Raw genomic sequence first — 17839 nt, forward strand, 5'->3', positions numbered from 1 at the left:
TGCGAATTCTAACCGGCGCGGATCGCGGCTTAGACGACGGGGCGGTGTGGAGATCCGCGCCGGTCAGCCGCGATTTGCCCGTGCGTGGCCGCTGCACGGACAATGGGCGATCGACGCGATCGCGTTCTCCCTTTCCGATTCCAGCGAGCCCAGTGCCCATGACCATCGTCCGCATGACCGACCTCGACCTTTCCGGCAAGCGCGTGCTCATCCGGCAGGACCTCAACGTCCCCGTCGAAGGCGGCAAGGTCACCTCCGACCAGCGCATCACCGCGTCGTTGCCGACGCTGCGGGCCGCCCTCGACGCCGGCGCGGCGGTCATGGTCACCTCGCACCTCGGTCGTCCGAAGGAAGGCAGCTGGAGCGAGGCCGACTCGCTGGCACCCGTCGCCGCGCGCCTGTCGGAACTGCTGGGCATCGACGTGCCGCTGGTGCGCGACTGGGTCGACGGCGTCGAGGTCGCGCCCGGCCAGCTGGTGCTGCTGGAGAACTGCCGCATGAACGTCGGCGAGAAGGACGACGACGAGGCGCTGTCGAAGCAGTATGCGGCGCTGTGCGACGTCTTCGTCATGGATGCCTTCGGCACCGCGCACCGCGCGCAGGCCTCGACGCATGGCGTGATCCGCTTTGCGAAGACCGCAGCCGGTGGCCCGCTGCTGATGGCCGAACTCGACGCGCTGGCCAAGGCGCTCGACGCGCCGGCACGGCCGCTGCTGGCGATCGTCGCGGGCAGCAAGGTCTCGACCAAGCTCGAACTGCTGGGCTCGCTGGTCGGCAAGGTCGACCAGCTGATCGTCGGTGGCGGCATCGCCAACACCTTCATCGCCGCGCTCGGTCACGACGTTGGCAAGTCGCTGGTCGAGACCGATCTGCTCGACACCGCGAAGCAGATCATGGCCGACGCCAAGGCGCGCGGCGCCGAGATTCCGGTGCCGACCGACGTCGTCGTCGCGCCCGCGTTCGCGGCCGACGCGCCGGCCACGGTCAAGGCGGTCGATGCGGTGGGCGGCGACGACATGATCCTCGACATCGGTCCGGACACCGCGCAGCGCTACGCCGACATGATCGCCAAAGCCGGCACCGTGGTCTGGAACGGCCCGGTCGGCGTGTTCGAGTTCGACGCTTTCGGCAAGGGCACCGAGGCGCTGGCGCGTGCGATCGCGGCTTCGAAGGCGTTCTCGATCGCCGGCGGCGGCGACACGCTGGCCGCGGTCGACAAGTACGGCATCGCCGATGACGTGTCCTACATCTCGACCGGCGGCGGCGCGTTCCTGGAATTCCTGGAGGGCAAGACGCTGCCGGCGGTCGCGGCGCTCGACGCGCGCGGCGCATGACCGACGCGCTGTTCTTCGATCTCGACGGCACGCTGATCGATTCGGAGGCGGGCATCCTCGGCGGCATCGCCCACACGCTCGACGTGCTGGGCCATCCGCCGCTGGACCGCGCGCAGCTGCTGCCGTGGATCGGTCCGCCGCTGCGCGACAGTTACGAGACCCTGTTCGACGGAGACCGCGAGCGCGCCGAGCAGGCGGTCGCGCTCTACCGCCAGCGTTACGACGCGGGCGGCTGGCGCGAGCACAGCGTCTATCCGGGCATTCCCGAGTTGGTCGGCGCGCTGCAGGCGGCCGGGCGCCGGCTGGCGGTCGTGACCTCGAAGAACGAAGGCTTCGCGCGGCGCATTCTCGAATCGCTGCCGTTTGGCGCGGCCTTCGAGACCGTGGTCGGCGCCAGCGAGGACGGCATCCGGCGCTACAAGCGCGAACTGATCGCCGAGGCATTGGCGCGGCTGGCGATCACCGCGCAGCAGGCCACGATGATCGGCGACCGCCTCTACGACATGGCCGGCGCCCGCCAGCACGACATGCGCGCGATCGGCGTGCTCTGGGGATTTGGCGACGCAGCGGAATTGCGCGCGGCGGGGGCTGATCTCGTGGTCGACACCCCGGCGGCGCTGCACGCCGCGATCGGCTGAGGGCGCTGCGAATCCGCCGCCCGGTTTGGCAGTAAGCTGCGCGATCACGCGCGGACGTGATCGATGCAATGCCGATGCTGCCGCGCAACGTGCGTTTGACCACCGGTGGACATTAGACTCGGACCATGACTTCGACCGACCTCCCTCAAGTTCCGGCGCATCGTCGCCGCACCCGCATTCTCGCCACGCTCGGTCCCGCGACCGACGCGCCCGGCGTCCTCGACGCCCTGATCGCCGCCGGCGTCAATGCCGTGCGTCTCAACTTCTCGCACGGCGATCCGGCCTCGCAGCAGGCGCGCGCCGACGCGGTACGTGATGCCGCCGATCGCGCCGGCGTCGAAATCGGCATCCTCGCCGACCTGCCGGGTCCGAAGATCCGCATCGAGAAGTTCGCCGACGGCAAGGTGCAGCTGCGCGCCGGCGCTCGTTTCGATCTGGTCGCCGATCCCGATGCACCCCTGGGCACCGTCGACGAAGTCGGCGTGAGCTACCTCGGCCTGCCCGGCGACGTGGCGGCCGGCGACGTGCTGCTGCTCGACGACGGCCTGATGCAGCTGCAGGTGACGGGCGTGGAGGGCGCACGCATCGCGACCACCGTGCTCAACGACGGCGTGCTGTCGAACCGCAAGGGCCTCAACAAGCAGGGCGGCGGCCTGTCGCTGGGTGCGCTCACCGACCACGACCGCAACCTGATCAAGGTCGCCGCCGACATCGGCGTGGATTTCATTGCCGTCTCGTTCTGCCGCAACGCGGCCGACATGGAAGAGGCGCGTTCGATCGCGCGTTCGCACGGCAGTGACGCCGCGCTGGTGTCGAAGATCGAACGCACCGAGGCGATCGAGAACCTGGCCGAGATCATCGACGCCAGCGACGTGGTGATGGTCGCGCGCGGCGATCTGGGCGTGGAGATCGGCGATGCCGAGCTGCCGGGCCTGCAGAAGAAGATCATCCGCGAGTCGCTGGCGCGCAACAAGGTGGTGATCACCGCCACGCAGATGCTGCAGTCGATGGTCGAATCGCCGATGCCGACGCGCGCCGAGGTGCTGGACGTGGCCAACTCGGTCATCGACGGCACCGACGCGGTGATGCTGTCGGCCGAAACCGCGGCCGGCGCCTATCCAGTGCGCGCGGTCGAGACGATGGCGCGTATCTGCGTCGGTGCCGAGCGCCAGTTCGCCCACGACACCGATTTCGAGAAGGCCCAGCGCAACCTGGAACGCGCCGACCACGCGATCGCGATGGCGGCGATGTTCCTGTCCGAGCACATCGGCGTGGCTGCGATCGTCGCGATGACCGAGTCCGGCGGCACCGCGCGCTATCTGTCGCGCTTCCGCGGCGGCGCGTCGATCTACGCGTTCTCGCGCCACGACGGCGCGCGCCGGCGCATGTCGCTGATGCGCGACGTGTTCCCGTTCGACTACGACAGCCGGGGCCAGACCCCGCGCGAAGCCGCGCGCGGCAGCGTGCGCCTGCTGGTCGAGGCCGGCCTGCTCGGCGCCGGCGAGCGCGTGGTGTTCACCAGCGGCGAGCACATGGAAACGCACGGCGCGACCAACACGCTGCGTCTGCTGCAGGTGGGTGCCGACGGCCGCGCGGAAGGGCTCGGCGAGCTCTGAACGCATCGGCGGTCCGGCAATGCCGGACCGTCAGCGGTCGTCGATCAACGTCCCGCCCGGCAGGAAATTCCAGGTGCGGGTGACGTGCAGCACGTCGACCTCATCGCCGGTCGCCGGCAGCGGTGGATAGGGTTCGGCCAGCCGCGCGATGGCGAGCGCGGCATCGTCGAGCATCGGCGTGCCGCTGCTGCGGATGATGTCGGCGCGCTCGACCGAACCGTCGCGGCGGATCGCCACGCTGATCACCAGTTCACCGGCGAGCTGCCGGCGGCGCGCCTCGTCGGGATAATTGAGATTGCCGACGCGCTCGACCCGATCGACCCATTGCCGCAGGTACGCCGCGTAGGCGTACTCCTGCGTGCTGGCCGAGACGAACTTGCGCTTGGGTCGGCGCGCATAGCGTTCCGAACGCATGTGGATCTCGGCCGCAAGCCGCGCCATTTCCAGATCGCGCTCGATCTTCTCCGGCCCCCGCGGCAGCGTCGACGGGTCGGACTGCACGGTCGGGTCCTCGGCCGGCAACGTGGTCTCGCCGCGCGTGCTCGCGACCACGCGGTCGAGCGGGGCGGGCTGCGCGTCGGGCGACTGCGCGCGCAGTTCCATCGGCGCCACGCCGGTCGTGTCCTGCGGCATCTGGCCGATCTGCGCCTCGCGCGGCCGGTGGGTCTGCTCGTGCTCGCCGCCACCCTGGTTGCTGGCCTGGGCGAGGAAGTCGGCCTGGGCCTGGGTCAGCGGGCTGGTCGTCTCGGTCAGGATCACGTCCAGCGTCGGCATCACCGGCGCGGCGTCCTCGGTCGCGAAGCCGATGCCCAGCACCAGCAGGCCGTGCACCAGCAGCGACAGCACCAGCGTCGCACCCAGGCGCGCGCCGTCGTCGATCTGCGGGGGCGGCGCGGCGGCCTGCATGCGGGGTCGATCAGCGGGCGTCGGCGACGTACGGCCCGCGTTCGATCGCGTCGAACAGCAGGCCGGCGATGTTGGTGCCGTAGGCGGCGTCGATCTCGCGGATACAGGTCGGACTGGTGACGTTGACCTCGGTCAGCCAGTCGCCGATGACGTCGAGGCCGACGAAGCGCATGCCGCGTGCGGCCAGCGCCGGGCCGACCTGCGCCGCGATCCAGCGGTCACGGTCGCTGAGCGGCCGCGCCTCGCCGCGCCCGCCGGCGGCGAGATTGCCGCGGAACTCGTCGCCCTGCGGAATGCGCGCCAGGCAATAGTCCACCGGGACGCCGTCGATCAGCAGGATGCGCTTGTCGCCGTCGACGATCTCCGGCAGGTAGCGCTGCGCCATCGCCAGACGGCGGCCGCCGTCGGTCAGCGTCTCGAGGATCACGTTGAGGTTGGCGTCGCCGGCGACGGCGCGGAAGATCGACCGCCCGCCCATGCCGTCGAGCGGCTTGAGCACCGCGTCGCGGTGTTCGGCGACGAAGGCCTTGAGCGATGCCGCATCGCGGCTCACCAGCGTCGGCGGACAGCACTGCGGAAATGCCAGCGCGCCGAGCTTCTCGTTCATGTCGCGCAGGCCCTGGGGATCGTTGACGATCATCGCGCCCTGGCGCTGCGCCACCGACAGGATCTGGGTGTCGCCGACGAATTCCGGATCGACCGGCGGATCCTTGCGCATCAGCACCACGTCGCCTTCGCCGAAGCGGCGCAGCGCCGGTGTGCCGAGGGTGTACCAGTCCCTGGCGTCCTCGCGGACGCCCAGCGGCGCGACCCGCGCGACCGCGTCACCGCCGGTCATCGCCAGACCACCGGGCACCACGTAATGCAGCCGGTGACCGCGGCGCTGGGCCTCGAGCAACATGGCGAACGTCGAGTCCTTGGCGATCCTGATCGACCCGATCGGGTCCATCACCACGACGACATCGAGGGACATGCGTTCGACCTGCTGCAGATGGGCGTCCGATCTTATCAGGGGGCACCCGGGATGCCGCGGCGCGGCATTTGAGGCGTCGCGCACAAAGCCGTCGGAAATATTGACAGTCCGACATCGCCCCGCGGTATAACTCCGTCCTGCACCGGCGTGCGAAATCCCGCGCCGCGCATCAGGGGAGATTGCATGAGCAGTGACGACAAGCCGTCCACCGGCAGCCTCGACGGCTTGCGGGTGATGGTGATCGACGACTCGAAGACCATCCGCCGGACCGCCGAGACGCTGCTGCGTCGCGAGGGCGCCGAGGTGGTCACGGCCGTGGACGGGTTCGAGGCGCTGGCGAAGATCGCCGACCAGAAACCGCAGATCATCTTCGTCGACATCATGATGCCCAGGCTCGACGGGTATCAGACCTGCGCGCTGATCAAGAACAACCAGGTCTTCCGCAACACGCCGGTGATCATGCTGTCGTCCAAGGACGGCCTGTTCGACAAGGCCCGCGGTCGCATCGTCGGCTCCGAGCAGTACGTCACCAAGCCGTTCACGCGCGAGGAACTCCTCGACGCCATCCGTACACACGTCACCGCCTGAGCAGGGGAGAGCAGGGCATGGCACGCATCCTGTTGATCGAGGATTCGCCGACCGACACCGCGGTGCTGACCCAGTGGCTGGAGCGCCACGGGCATCAGGTCACCGCGTCGGGCAGCGCCGAAGACGGCCTCGAGGCCTGCAAGCGCGACCGTCCGGACCTGGTCCTGATGGACGTGGTGCTGCCGGGCATGAGCGGCTTCCAGGCCACCCGCGCGCTGGCCAAGGACGCCGATACGGCCGGCATTCCGGTCGTCATCATCAGCACCAAGGGCATGGAAACCGACCGCATGTGGGGCATGCGCCAGGGCGCCAAGGGCTACATCGTCAAGCCGCCGACCGAAGACGCGCTGATCAGCCAGGTCAACGCGGTCCTGGCAGGCTGATGTCCACCACCCGATCCGGCGATGCACCCGTGACGGGTGCGTTCGCGCTGCTGGCCGAGTACGAGCGGCGCAGCCTGGCGCACAGCGTCGGCCTGCCCGACCAGCTCGACGCGCCCGGCCTGTGGCGCGGCGTCGGCTACCGCATCGGCCGGCGGATGCTGGCGTCCTCGTTCGACGAGGTCATCGAGATCCTGCCGATGCCGCCGGTCACCGCCGTGCCCGGCGCGCAGCCGTGGATGCTCGGCGTGGCCAACATCCGCGGCAGCCTGCTGCCGATCGTCGATCTCAAGCAGTTCCTCGAAGGCGAGCGCACCGTGCTGCAGGAAAGCCAGCGCGTGCTGATCGTGCGCCAGCCCGGCGGCGATGTCGCGCTGACGATCGACGAACTGTTCGGCCAGCGCAGTTTCCTCGAGGAAGACGAGGTCTCGGCCGACCGCATCGCCGAAGGCCGCTACGGCCACTTCGTCGATCGCGCGTATGCGCACGCCAACGCGACCTGGGGCGTCTTCAGCCTCGACCGTCTCGGTCGCACCCCGGAATTCAGACAAGCCGCGGCCTGACGGTCGCACCAGGACAGGAACGGAACGCCCGAATGAGCACAGCCGCCGACACCCTTGCCGCCAAGCGCCGCACCTTCGGCACGAACTTCTGGGTCGTGCTGCTGGTCGTTTCCGGCGCGGTCCTGGTCCTCAACGCCGGCTACGGGCAATGGAACGCCTCGCGGCTGGGCGGTGCCAGCGCGTCGGCCTCGAACCTGCGCGTGGACAGCCAGCGCCTCGCCAACCAGGGCACCGAGGCCGTGCGCGGCAGCACCGAGGCCTTCACCGCGTTCAAGGCCACGCGCGCGCAGATCGACGGCGACATCCAGCAGCTCAATGCCAACTACGGCAGCACCGTCGGCGTGTCGGGCCCGATCGCCAAGGTCACCGAAACCTGGACGCCGCTGGGTGCGAGCGCGCAGCGTCTGGTCGACAGCGAGGCCGCGGTGACCGCGTTCGCCGGCCAGGCCCAGCGCTTCGTGCAGGGCGTGCCGCAGCTGCAGGCGCAGCTCGACGAACTGGTGCGTGCGATGTCGAGCAGTGGCTCGCCGTCCTCGCAGGTCTACATGGCGCTGCGCCAGGTGGTGGTGGCCGGCGACATGGCGCGCCGCGTGACCGAGGTGCAGGCCGGTGGCGCCAGCGCCGCGATCGCGGGCCAGGGCCTGCGCCGCAATGCCGAGGATTTCCAGCAGGTCATGAGCGGCCTGCGCGAGGGCGACCCGACCCGCGAACTGCAGGCCCTGACCAACGGCAACGCGCTGGCCGCGCTGGCGCGCGCCGACGAGGAGTGGACGCGCCTGCGCGCCGAACTCGAGGCGATCCTCGGCAGCAGCGAACAGCTGTTCCAGGCCCAGGCCGCCGCGGCCGCGCTGGTCGCCAATTCCGACCAGCTGCTCACCGACAGCGAATCGCTGTTCAACGCCTTCACCTCGACCGGTTCGATGGGCGACGGGCAGATCCTGGGCAGCACCTGGATCAGCATCGTCGCCGGCATCATCGCGCTGGGCGCGATCGCCGGCCTGCTGGTGGCGCTGAACCGCGCGCAGCGCGAGCGCTACGAAACCACGATGGAACTCAACAACCGCAACCAGGAGGCGATCATGCGCCTGCTGGACGAAATGGGTTCGCTCGCCGAAGGCGACCTGACGGTCAAGGCCACGGTCACCGAGGACATGACCGGCGCGATCGCCGACTCGATCAACTTCGCGATCGAGCAGCTGCGCAGCCTGGTGCAGACGATCAACGACACCTCGGTGCAGGTGGCGTCCAGCGCGCAGGAAACGCAGGCCACCGCGATGCATCTGGCCGAGGCCGCCGAACACCAGGCGACCGAAATCAATTCCGCCTCCGACCGCATCAACGAGATCGCGGTCAGCATCGACCAGGTGTCCAAGAACTCGGCCGAATCGGCCGACGTGGCGCAGCGCTCGGTGCAGATCGCGACCAAGGGTGCGGGCGTGGTGCGCGAGACGATCGCCGGCATGGACTCGATCCGCGACCAGATCCAGGAAACCTCCAAGCGCATCAAGCGCCTGGGCGAAAGCTCGCAGGAGATCGGCTCGATCGTCGAACTGATCAACGACATCTCCGAACAGACCAACATCCTCGCGCTCAACGCCGCGATCCAGGCCGCGTCGGCCGGTGAAGCGGGCCGCGGCTTCGCGGTCGTGGCCGACGAAGTGCAGCGCCTCGCCGAACGCGCCACCAACGCGACCCGCCGCATCGAAACGCTGGTCCAGACCATCCAGTCCGACACCAACGAGGCGGTGACCTCGATGGAACAGACGACGTCCGAAGTGGTCGCCGGTGCACGCCTGGCCGAAGACGCCGGCACCGCGCTGGGCGAGATCGAAAGCGTGTCGACCAGCCTGTCCGACCTCATCCAGGGCATCTCCACCGCCGCGCGTCAGCAGTCCTCGGCGGCGACCAACATCACCACGGCGATGCACACGATCCAGTCGATCACCCGGCAGACGTCGCAGGGCGCCAACCAGACCGCCGAATCGATCGGCAACCTGGCGCAGCTCGCGGCCGACCTGCGCCGCTCGGTCGCCGACTTCAAGCTGCCGGCCTGAGCCTCGGAACGGATTTCATGACTGTCAGTTTCCTTCGCGCACGCGCGCGCGGCTTCCGCGCCGGAGCCGCCGCATGAGCGGGCTGCGCGATGCCATCGACCACACCATGCTCGGCTGGATCAAGCCGGAGCTGGACGAGGTGCTGCGCCAGGCGCGGATCGAACTCGAAGGCTTTGTCGACACGCCCGACGACCCGGGGCGCATGCGGCTGTGCGCGGGTTACCTGCACCAGGCGCAGGGCACGCTGCGCATGGTCGAGCTGTACGCGCCGGCGATGGTCGTCGAGGAAATGGAGCGGCTGGCCGACGCCCTGCGCGACAACGCCACCGCCGATCGCGACATCGCCTCGGCGGCGCTGCTGCGCGGCATGCTGCTGCTGCCCGATTACCTCGAACGTCTGCAGGGCGGCCACCGCGACATTCCGATCGTGCTGCTGCCCCTGCTCAACGAACTGCGCGCCGCGCGCGGCGAGTCGGGACTGAGCGAAAGCATCCTGTTCGCGCCGGATCTGGCGCGCGCGATGCCGGGCGACGCGCCCGCGGCCGATCCGGGAATCGATCCCGAATCGGCCTTGCGCCAGCTGCGCGTGGCCCTGCAGGCCTGGCCCGCCGGCGGCAGTCCGGGCGACACCGGCGCCCTGGTCGCCGGGTTGTCGACCCTGGCGGCGCAGGCCGGTCCCGAATCGCAGCGGCGCATGCTGTGGGTCGCGGCCAAGGTCGCCGATGCGATCGCCGACGGCGCGTTCGCGCCTGCCGCGCATCCGGCGCTGCGCCAGGTGTTCGCCGGCGTCGAGCGCGAGGTGCGACAGCATCAGCAGGCGCCGCGTCTGGAAGCCGCGCTGTCCGACGGCGCGCAGGAATCCACGCGCCAGCTGCTCTATCACGTCGCCCACGGCGACGCCGCGCATCCCGCGCTCGACGCGTTGCGCGAGACCTTCGATCTGCAGGCACAGCTGCCGAGCGAAGCCGAACTCGAACATGCCCGCGGCAGCCTCGGCGGCCGCAACCGCGCGCTGCTCGACACCGTCGCCGGCGCCGTCAAGGAAGACCTGCTGCGGGTCAAGGACGCACTGGATCTGCATCTGCGCACCGGCTCGACCGACATCGCCGGCCTGCAGCCGCAGGTCGAGGTGCTCGCCGGCGTCGCCGACACGCTGGGCATGCTGGGCCTCGGCGCGGCGCGCACGGTGGTCCAGCAGCAGCGCGACACCATGCGCGGCATCGTCAGCGGCGCCACGCCGGCCAGCGAGGACACCTTGCTCGACGTTGCCGGCGCACTGCTCTACGTCGACGCGACGCTCGACGATCAGGTTTCGCGTCTCGGCGATGCCGGCGAGACGTCCGAGGACACGCTGGCGGTCGAAGCGCAGCAGTCGATGGCGGTGCTGGTGCGCGAGGCCATCGCCAACTTCTCCGACGCGCGCCAGGCGCTGGTCGCGTTCGTGGAGACCAGCTGGGACCACGCCGAGCTGCAGGAAGTGCCGCGCCTGCTGGCCGAGGTCGGCGGTGCGCTGTCGATGCTCGAACTGCAGCAGGCCGCCGATTATCTGGCCGGCGTGCGGCTGTACGCCGAGCGCGAACTGATCGCGCGCCAGCGCGTGCCCAACGGCCGCCAGCTCGACACCTTCGCCGATGCGCTCGCGAGCCTGGAGTACTACCTCGAAGCGCTGCGCGAGCAGCGCCCCAACCGCGCCGACATCCTCGATATCGCGCGCAGCAGTCTCGAAGCGCTCGGCTACTGGCCATTGCCTGCCGCTGTCGATGCATTGAAGACGGCGTCCGACGTACGCGACGCGAGTGACGCGGATGCGGAACTCGACGCATTGCGCGAGATCGACCTGGGCCAGCTCGCACGCGGCGGCGACACCTGGGCGCCGCCGGCCGACACGCCGGCGCCGGTCACGCCCGTGCCCGCACCGGTCATCGAGAGCACGCCCGCGGCCGCCGGGCCCACGCGCAATACGCCCGGTGGCTTTGCCGATGTCGGCGACGAGATCGACGACGAGATCCGCGAAGTCTTCCTCGAAGAGTTCGCCGGGGAGATCGAGAACCTCGACGCGCTGTTGCCGCCGTGGCGCGCGCAGCCGCACAACCTCGAACTGCTGCGTCCGATCCGCCGCGTCTTCCACACGCTGAAGGGCAGCGGTCGCCTGGTCGGCGCCAAGGCGCTCGGCGAGTTCAGCTGGTCGATCGAGACCATGCTCAACCGCGTGCTCGATGGCCGCCCGGCGAGCCCGGCCGTGGTCGAAATGGTCGACCAGGCTTTCTACGCATTGCCCGAACTGCAGGCCGTACTGCGCGGTGAAGCGACCCTGCGCACCGATCTCGACGCGATGCAGGCCAGCGCGGCGCGCATTGCGGCCGGCGACGACACGCTGCCGGTCCGGCCGGCGCCGCTGTCGACGGGCGCCGAGCCTGCTGCCAGCGCTGCAGCTGTCGCGCCGGTCGTCGAGTTGGAGATCCCGGAAACCGCCGTCGACATCGCGCCGGCCGACACGTCCACGCCCACACCCGTCGAGGTCGAGACGGTGCCGGCGTCGGTCGATGCTTTGCTGCTGGAAATCCTCGACAACGAAGTGCAGGGCCACCTGCAGACCGTCGGCGACTGGCTCGGCGCGATTGATGCGGGCACGCCGGCTGACGGTGAGCGGCTGTTGCGCGCGCTGCACACGATGCACGGCGCGTTCGCGATGGCCGAAGTGCCTGCGATCGGCCTGCTGCTCGGTCCTGCCGAGGAGTACGCGCGGCGCCTCGTCGCCGCCGGAACTGCGCCCGACGCCGATGTCGCGCCGGTCCTCGACGCGGTCTGCGTGGCCGCGCGCGAGGCCCTGCGCCAGCTGCACACGCCCGAGCCGCGGATCGCGGTCCTGTCCGCACTCGCAGCCGAAGTCGGTGCACTGCGCGACCGGCTGCCCGAAGCACCGGTCGAGCGTTTCGATATTGAGATGCCGGAGACGTTCGACGCCGACCTGGACGAAGCAGAGCGCCTCGAAGCGGAACAGACCGAACCGTCGCGGCTCGACGCGGCGTCTGCCGCGCAGGAAGAGGCCGAACGCCGCGACCGCGAAGATGCCGAACGCGCCGAGCACGAAGCGGCAGGCCGTGCCGAAGACGCGCGCGACGAGGCCGAGCGACTGGAGGCCGTGGCGGCCGAACAGGCCCGTCTCGAAGCCGAGCGGGTCGCACGCGAAGACGCAGCGCGCGCCGAACACGCACGCCTCGAAGCCGAACGTCTGGAGGCCGAGCGCCTGGAGCAGGCGCGCCTCGATGCCGAGCGTCTCGCACAGGAGGAGGCCGAGCGCGCCGAACTGGCGCGACTGGAGGCTGAACGCGTCGAAGCGGAGCGTGCCGAAGCCGAACGTCTCGAAGCAGAGCGCGCCGAAGCCGAACGTCTTGAAGCCGAGCGCGTCGAGGCAGCGCGCATCGAGGGCGAACGCATTGAAGCAGAGCGTCTCGAAGCCGAACGCATAGAGGCAGAGCGTCTCGAAGCCGAACGCGTAGAGGCAGAGCGTCTCGAAGTCGAGCGCGTCGAAGCTGAGCGCATCGAAGCTGAGCGCATCGAAGCAGAGCGCGTCGAAGCAGAGCGCGTCGAAACCGAACGTCTCGACGCAGAACGCCTGGAAGCAGAGCGCGTTGAAGCCGAGCGCGTTGAAGCCGAACGCCGCGAGGCAGAACGCCTTGATGCGGAGCGTCTCGAGCAGGCACACGCTGCTGCGGAACGCGAGCGCCTCGAGGCCGAGCAGGCCGCCCGGAATGCGGCCGCCCAGGCGGAACAGGACCGACGCGAAGCCGGATCCGCGCTCGATGCCGAGCGCCAGGCGGAGGCGGCGCGCGTCGCCACGCAGGCCTTCGAGGCCTTGCGACGACAGGCCGATATCGATGCCGGCGTGCTGGAATCGGAGCGCGTGCGTTTCGAGCAGGAGGAAGCCGGCCGCGAAGTGCAGGCCGTCGTGGATGCGGCGGTCCAGATGGATGCCGCCGACGACGACGCACGGGTGGACGAACCGCTCGAAGGCGCGGACACGTCCACTTCGCATGACGCGTCCGAAGGCGATGCACCGGACCTCCAGGACGACGCCGCCGCGACATCGGACGAAGACCTCGCCACCGGAGCGTCCGATGCCTCGGCTGCGGAGCCGGCGATCGATGCCGATCCGGAGCCGGAAGAGGACGCCGAACCGCCGGTCGAAATCGGCGCCGAGGCGGAACGGACGGACGCCCAGACCCTCGACCTGCCGGCCGCACCGGACGATCCCGACGCGCCGCTGGCGCTGGACGGGCTCGATCCCGAGCTGATCGACATCTTCGTCGAGGAAGGCATCGACCTGCTCGACCATTCGGATGCCTTGCTCGCGCAGTTGCGCGAGTCGCCCGACAGCCGCGACGCGGTCGCCGGACTGCAGCGCGATCTGCACACGCTCAAGGGCGGCGCGCGCATGGCCGGGCTGATGGAGATCGGCGAGCTGGGCCACGCGATGGAAACCCTGCTCGAAGCGGTCGCCGAACGCAGGCGCGCATTGCGACGCGCCGACGTGATGCTGCTCGAGCGCGGCTTCGACCGGCTGCACACGATGGTCACGCGCGCCGGCGAACGCCGTGCGATCGGCGATTCGCAGGCGCTGGTCGATGCCTTCAGCGGCAAGCGCGCCAGCGATGCGCCGGCCTCTCCGGAACCCGCGCAGGAAGCGCCGAAGATCGAACTGGCGCCGCTGTCGGCCCCGCTGCAGCTCGACGCCGGCGCCGCCGACGACGAGGACGCCGCACTGCGCGGTTCGCAGGAACAGGTGCGCATCCGCGCCGACCTGCTCGACAAGCTGGTCACCTACGCCGGCGAGGTCGCGATCTATCGCGCGCGCCTGGAACAGCAGCTCGGCGCCTTCCGCAGCGCGATGAACGAACTGGGCCAGACCAACACGCGTCTGCGCGACCAGTTGCGTCGTCTCGACATCGAGACCGAGGCGCAGATCGTCGCGCGCTACCAGCGCGAGGGCGACACTGCCGACACCACCTTCGACCCGCTGGAACTCGACCGCTTCTCCACGCTGCAGCAGCTCTCGCGTGCGTTGGGCGAAACCGCGTCCGACTTCGGCAGCCTGCAGCAGACGCTCGACGACCAGACCCGCCAGTACGAAAGCCTGCTGACCCAGCAGTCGCGCGTCAGCTCGGACCTGCAGGAAGGCCTGATGCGCACGCGCATGGTGCCCTTCGACGGTCTGGTGCCGCGCCTGCGTCGCGTGGTCCGCCAGGCCGCGCAGGACACCGGCAAGCAGGTCCAGCTCAAGCTCGAAGGCACGCAGGGCGAACTCGACCGGAACGTGCTCGAACGCATGGTCTCGCCGCTCGAGCACATGCTGCGCAACGCCGTCGCGCACGGCCTCGAAGCCCCCGACGCGCGTCGCGCGGCCGGCAAGGCCGAAGAGGGCTGCGTGCGCATCGCGGTACGCCGCGAGGGCTCGGAAGTGGTGCTGGAGGTCGGCGACGACGGTGCCGGGCTCGATCGCGTCGCGATCCGTCGCCGTGCCGAGGAACGCGGCCTGCTGCAGGCAGGCGCCGAGATCGCGGACGTCGATCTCGACGCGATGATCCTGCAGCCGGGCTTCTCGACCGCGACCGAAGTCAGCCGTCTCGCCGGTCGCGGCGTCGGCATGGACGTCGTCGCCAGCGAAGTGCGCCAGCTCGGCGGCAGCTTCGACATCCGCTCGCGGGATGGGGCGGGCACGGCGTTCACGCTGCGCCTGCCACAGACGCTGGCCGTCACCCAGGCCGCGTTCGTGCGCATCGGCGAAACCAGCTTCGCGGTGCCGATCGCGTCGGTGCGCGGGGTGGGCCGTATCGGACGAGACGAGGCCAAGCCGGGCGCGACCTATCGCTACGGCGGCGAGGACTACCAGCTGCACGACCTCGGGCGCCTGATCGGCCAGCCGGCCGCGCGCGCCGAAGGCCAGCTGCAGATGCCCTTGCTGCTGATCCGTGCCGGCGATCTGCGCGCGGCGGTCGCGGTCGACGAAATCGTCGGCAACAAGGAAATCGTGGTGAAGCCGGTGGGGCCGCAGATCACGTCGATCCCCGGCATCTTCGGTGCGACGATCATGGGCGACGGCCGCGTGGTCGTGATCCTCGACATCGCACCGCTGGTGCGCCGTCACGGCGCGATGCTCGCCGCCCAGCCCGAGCTCGTCGAGCAGGTGCCCGAGCCGGTGGTCGAACGCCGCGCGGTGCCGCTGGTGATGGTGGTCGATGACTCGGTGACGATGCGCAAGGTCACCGGTCGCGTGCTGGAGCGCCACAACTTCGAGGTCATGACCGCGAAGGACGGCGTGGATGCGCTCGAACGCATGGACGAGCGCGTGCCCGATCTGATGCTGCTCGACATCGAGATGCCGCGCATGGATGGCTACGAACTCGCGACCCAGATGAAGGCCGACCCGCGCCTGCGCGACGTCAGCATCATGATGATCACCTCGCGCACCGGCGAGAAACACCGGCAACGCGCGTTCGAGATCGGCGTCGACCGTTACCTCGGCAAGCCGTATCAGGAACCCGAACTGCTGCGGCACGTCTACGAGCTGCTGAAGCTGGAGCGCGACGATGACTGACGCGATCCGTACCGTGGTGCTGGCGCGCGCAGGCGCGGCCTGCGACCGCGTCGTCGAAGGCCTGGTCGAGGCCGGCGCGGAACTGGTCGGCACGCTCGACCCCGCGCAGCATGCGCCCGACGCCCTGGAAGCACTGGCGCCGTCGGTGCTGGTGGTCGTGCTGGAACCGGCTGACGAGGACGTGCTCGACGCCTTCGAGCCCGCGTTCGCCGCGCCGGGCCGCACGGTAATCTTCGAGGAAGCGGCGCTGGTGCTCGAACGCACCGGCTGGGACGCCGCGCGCTGGGTCCGGCATCTGGGCGCGAAGCTGCGCGGCCTCGGCGACGTGCTGCCGCCGTCGGCGTCCGCCGATGCGACGCCGGTGCCCGTGGCGGATCCCGACACGGCCGCGTTCGAACTGCCGCCCGCGGGCGAGCCGCTGGTCGTCGCGCCGCTCCCGCTGGAGTTCGACGCGAACGCCGACGCCGGCACCTTCGCCGCGCCCGATGTCGAACACGCGCCGGTCATTTCACCCGATCCCGACGTGGTCGCGCCGTTGGTGCTGGAATTCGATGCGAACGCGGACGTCTCCCCGTCGACCGACGTCGAGCGCGAGACCACCGGAGACGAGGCGACCGCGCCGCGCGCGGACACCGGCGACACGTCCGGTCATCTCGCCTTCGACCCGGTCGCGGCCGAGTTCGACGACCACGCGGCGGCACCGTCGCAGGCGGTCGAGTTCGACTTCGACTTCGAACTCGCCGAGTACGACGAGATGAGCTACACGCCGCCGGCGGAAGCGCCGGGCGAAGTGCGCGATCTCGACGAGAATCTCGCCGCGTTGTCGGATGCGTCGCCGGCAAAGGCGCCTGCGCCTGCACCGGTCGTGCCGCCGCTGCCGCCGCCGATGCCCGAACGCGTGCCGCTGTCGCTGCAGGACGACGACGCCCCGCTGGTCCCGTCGGCAGTGGCGCCGCCGGCGGCGCCTGCCGCGCCGCGCATGTCGCTGTCTCTGGTCGACGAGGATGCCGACGCGACGACGACCGCCGCGGCAACGCCTGCGGCCGACGCGCCGGCGAAGTCGCTCACCCGCGACCTGTCCGCGCTCGAATCGCGCATCTCCGGGTTGAGCCTGGCCGATGCGGACAGCTACGGACACGGCCCGGTCAAGGGCGTGGTGCTGATCGCCGGCGGTCTCGGCGGGCCCGATGCGGTGCGCCAGTTGCTGGGCGCGCTGCCGGAAGGCTTCCCGCGTCCGGTGCTGGTGAGGCTGCAGCTCGACGGCGGGCGCTACGACCGGCTCGTGCGGCAGATGGAACGTGCCACGGCGATGCCGGTGCAGCTGGCCGAAGCCGGCATGACCCTGTCGCCGGGCGAGGTGTATTTCCTGCCGCCGGATCTGCTGCCGGTCGCGACCGCGGGCGAGCTGCGGTTCGCCGAATCCGCCGACATCGCCGCACTCGCGGACGCGGTGCCGGCCGACGACAGCGCGGTGCTGTTCCTCAGCGGCGCCGACGCGTCACTGGTCGACGTGGCGATGGGCCCGGCCTGGCAGGGTGCGCTGGTCGGCGGGCAGAGCGAGGAAGGCTGTTACGACCCGATTGCCGCACGCGCGGTCGCACAGCGTGGCGGTCCGGCGGGCAGCCCGACCGACATCGCCGACTGGCTGCTCGCGCGCTGGATGCCCGGCGCGCGCAATTTCGATTCCGGAGGCCTGTCGCTGTGAGCGCCCATCACGAAATCCGCGGGGTGCTGATCCGCGCCGGCGCCACCCAGCTGCTGCTGCCGAACGCGACGATCTCCGAAGTGCTGTCCTATTCGCCGCCCGAAGCGGTGGCGAATGCGCCCGAGTGGCTGCTCGGTCGTCTGCGCTGGCGCGGCTGGCGTCTGCCGCTGGTCGCGTTTCCGGTGCTGTCGGGCCAAGGCGACGAACGTGCCGATCTCGCCAGCAAGGTCGTCGTGCTCAAGAGCCTCGGCGGCGATGCGCGCCTGCCGTTCTTCGCACTGCTGACCGAAGGCTTTCCGCGGCTGGTGACGATTTCCGAGGAGAACCTGCTCGACGAGTCCGAAGGCCACGACGATGCGCTGCCGTTCGCGGTGCGTGCGCGGGTGCGTCTCAACGACGACGTCGCGCTGATCCCCGACATCGACCTGATCGAGCAGTCAGTGCGCGAGGCGCTCGCCGCCTGACCTGTCGCGCCGGCACGATGCCG

General features: G+C 70.3%; 13 protein-coding genes and 1 pseudogene. 11 read left to right on the forward strand and 3 right to left on the reverse strand.

The window, feature by feature from the left end; translation table 11 throughout:
- The first annotated feature begins 158 nt into the window (after positions 1 to 158).
- The 3 genes from E2F49_RS13060 to pyk all read left to right on the forward strand — a co-directional run bounded on the left by E2F49_RS13060 (position 159) and on the right by pyk (position 3588).
- Positions 159 to 1334 carry a phosphoglycerate kinase gene (locus E2F49_RS13060; protein WP_133394284.1) on the forward strand — a complete coding sequence of 392 codons (1176 nt, stop codon included), beginning with the start codon at positions 159 to 161 and terminating at the stop codon, positions 1332 to 1334.
- The gene (locus tag E2F49_RS13065) at positions 1331 to 1972 is read left to right on the forward strand and encodes an HAD hydrolase-like protein (protein WP_133394285.1); all 642 of its coding nucleotides are present in this window, start codon (positions 1331 to 1333) and stop codon (positions 1970 to 1972) included. Before E2F49_RS13060 ends, E2F49_RS13065 begins: the two co-directional genes overlap by 4 nt.
- A gap of 125 nt (positions 1973 to 2097) precedes the next feature.
- Entirely contained in the window at positions 2098 to 3588 is a 1491-nt protein-coding gene (pyk, locus tag E2F49_RS13070; RefSeq protein ID WP_055246647.1) for a pyruvate kinase, read from the forward strand.
- 30 nt (positions 3589 to 3618) lie between these two features.
- On the opposite strand, the gene E2F49_RS13075 is transcribed toward pyk, so the two are convergent.
- Positions 3619 to 4494: an energy transducer TonB gene (locus E2F49_RS13075; protein ID WP_133394286.1), complete on the reverse strand. Its 876-nt coding sequence runs from the start codon at positions 4492 to 4494 to the stop codon at positions 3619 to 3621.
- 10 nt (positions 4495 to 4504) lie between these two features.
- Positions 4505 to 5467: a glutathione synthase gene (gene gshB / locus E2F49_RS13080; protein WP_133394287.1), complete on the reverse strand. Its 963-nt coding sequence runs from the start codon at positions 5465 to 5467 to the stop codon at positions 4505 to 4507.
- Positions 5468 to 5650: 183 nt separating this feature from the next.
- Here gshB and pilG point away from each other — a divergent pair, with 183 nt between their 5' ends.
- The 5 genes and pseudogenes from pilG to E2F49_RS16855 all read left to right on the forward strand — a co-directional run.
- A complete protein-coding gene (gene pilG, locus E2F49_RS13085) occupies positions 5651 to 6055 on the forward strand; it encodes a twitching motility response regulator PilG (RefSeq protein ID WP_055246655.1) in 405 nt (134 codons plus the stop codon).
- Positions 6056 to 6072: 17 nt separating this feature from the next.
- A complete protein-coding gene (locus tag E2F49_RS13090; RefSeq protein WP_055246657.1) occupies positions 6073 to 6438 on the forward strand; it encodes a response regulator transcription factor in 366 nt (121 codons plus the stop codon).
- A gap of 29 nt (positions 6439 to 6467) precedes the next feature.
- On the forward strand, positions 6468 to 6998 hold the full coding sequence (locus E2F49_RS13095) for a chemotaxis protein CheW (protein WP_165971242.1): 531 nt from the start codon (positions 6468 to 6470) through the stop codon (positions 6996 to 6998).
- A 32-nt stretch (positions 6999 to 7030) separates the two neighbouring features.
- Positions 7031 to 9052: a methyl-accepting chemotaxis protein gene (locus E2F49_RS13100; RefSeq protein ID WP_133394288.1), complete on the forward strand. Its 2022-nt coding sequence runs from the start codon at positions 7031 to 7033 to the stop codon at positions 9050 to 9052.
- Positions 9053 to 9572: 520 nt separating this feature from the next.
- Positions 9573 to 11321 (forward strand): annotated as a pseudogene (locus E2F49_RS16855) (FimL-related protein); the annotation flags it as partial.
- On the opposite strand, the gene E2F49_RS16830 reads toward E2F49_RS16855, so the two are convergent.
- Positions 11254 to 12633, reverse strand: a complete 1380-nt coding sequence (locus E2F49_RS16830) for a pentapeptide repeat-containing protein (RefSeq protein ID WP_425481384.1) — start codon at positions 12631 to 12633, stop codon at positions 11254 to 11256. The pseudogene E2F49_RS16855 and the gene E2F49_RS16830 sit on opposite strands and share 68 nt — an antisense overlap.
- Here E2F49_RS16830 and E2F49_RS16835 point away from each other — a divergent pair.
- The 3 genes from E2F49_RS16835 to E2F49_RS13115 are packed head-to-tail and all read left to right on the forward strand — an operon-like array spanning position 12519 to position 17816.
- Positions 12519 to 15647, forward strand: coding sequence for a response regulator (locus E2F49_RS16835; protein WP_425481385.1), 3129 nt, complete (start codon positions 12519 to 12521; stop codon positions 15645 to 15647). The genes E2F49_RS16830 and E2F49_RS16835 overlap by 115 nt on opposite strands.
- Positions 15640 to 17352, forward strand: a complete 1713-nt coding sequence (locus E2F49_RS13110) for a chemotaxis protein CheB (RefSeq protein ID WP_133394290.1) — start codon at positions 15640 to 15642, stop codon at positions 17350 to 17352. The genes E2F49_RS16835 and E2F49_RS13110 overlap by 8 nt, the downstream gene beginning before the upstream one ends.
- Positions 17349 to 17816, forward strand: a complete 468-nt coding sequence (locus tag E2F49_RS13115) for a chemotaxis protein CheW (RefSeq protein WP_133394291.1) — start codon at positions 17349 to 17351, stop codon at positions 17814 to 17816. The genes E2F49_RS13110 and E2F49_RS13115 overlap by 4 nt, the downstream gene beginning before the upstream one ends.
- Positions 17817 to 17839: the final 23 nt, after the last annotated feature.

Origin of the sequence: Luteimonas terrae, from assembly GCF_004358165.1 — a bacterium.
Lineage (GTDB): Bacteria > Pseudomonadota > Gammaproteobacteria > Xanthomonadales > Xanthomonadaceae > Luteimonas > Luteimonas terrae.

Coding starts and splice junctions, on each gene's coding strand:
- E2F49_RS13065 (WP_133394285.1), top strand. CDS start 1,331: ATGACCGACGCGCTGTTCTTCGATCTCGACGGCACGCTGATCGATTCG.
- E2F49_RS13090 (WP_055246657.1), top strand. CDS start 6,073: ATGGCACGCATCCTGTTGATCGAGGATTCGCCGACCGACACCGCGGTG.
- E2F49_RS13100 (WP_133394288.1), top strand. CDS start 7,031: ATGAGCACAGCCGCCGACACCCTTGCCGCCAAGCGCCGCACCTTCGGC.
- gshB (WP_133394287.1), bottom strand. CDS start 5,467: ATGTCCCTCGATGTCGTCGTGGTGATGGACCCGATCGGGTCGATCAGG.
- E2F49_RS13060 (WP_133394284.1), top strand. CDS start 159: ATGACCATCGTCCGCATGACCGACCTCGACCTTTCCGGCAAGCGCGTG.
- pyk (WP_055246647.1), top strand. CDS start 2,098: ATGACTTCGACCGACCTCCCTCAAGTTCCGGCGCATCGTCGCCGCACC.
- E2F49_RS13075 (WP_133394286.1), bottom strand. CDS start 4,494: ATGCAGGCCGCCGCGCCGCCCCCGCAGATCGACGACGGCGCGCGCCTG.
- pilG (WP_055246655.1), top strand. CDS start 5,651: ATGAGCAGTGACGACAAGCCGTCCACCGGCAGCCTCGACGGCTTGCGG.
- E2F49_RS13110 (WP_133394290.1), top strand. CDS start 15,640: ATGACTGACGCGATCCGTACCGTGGTGCTGGCGCGCGCAGGCGCGGCC.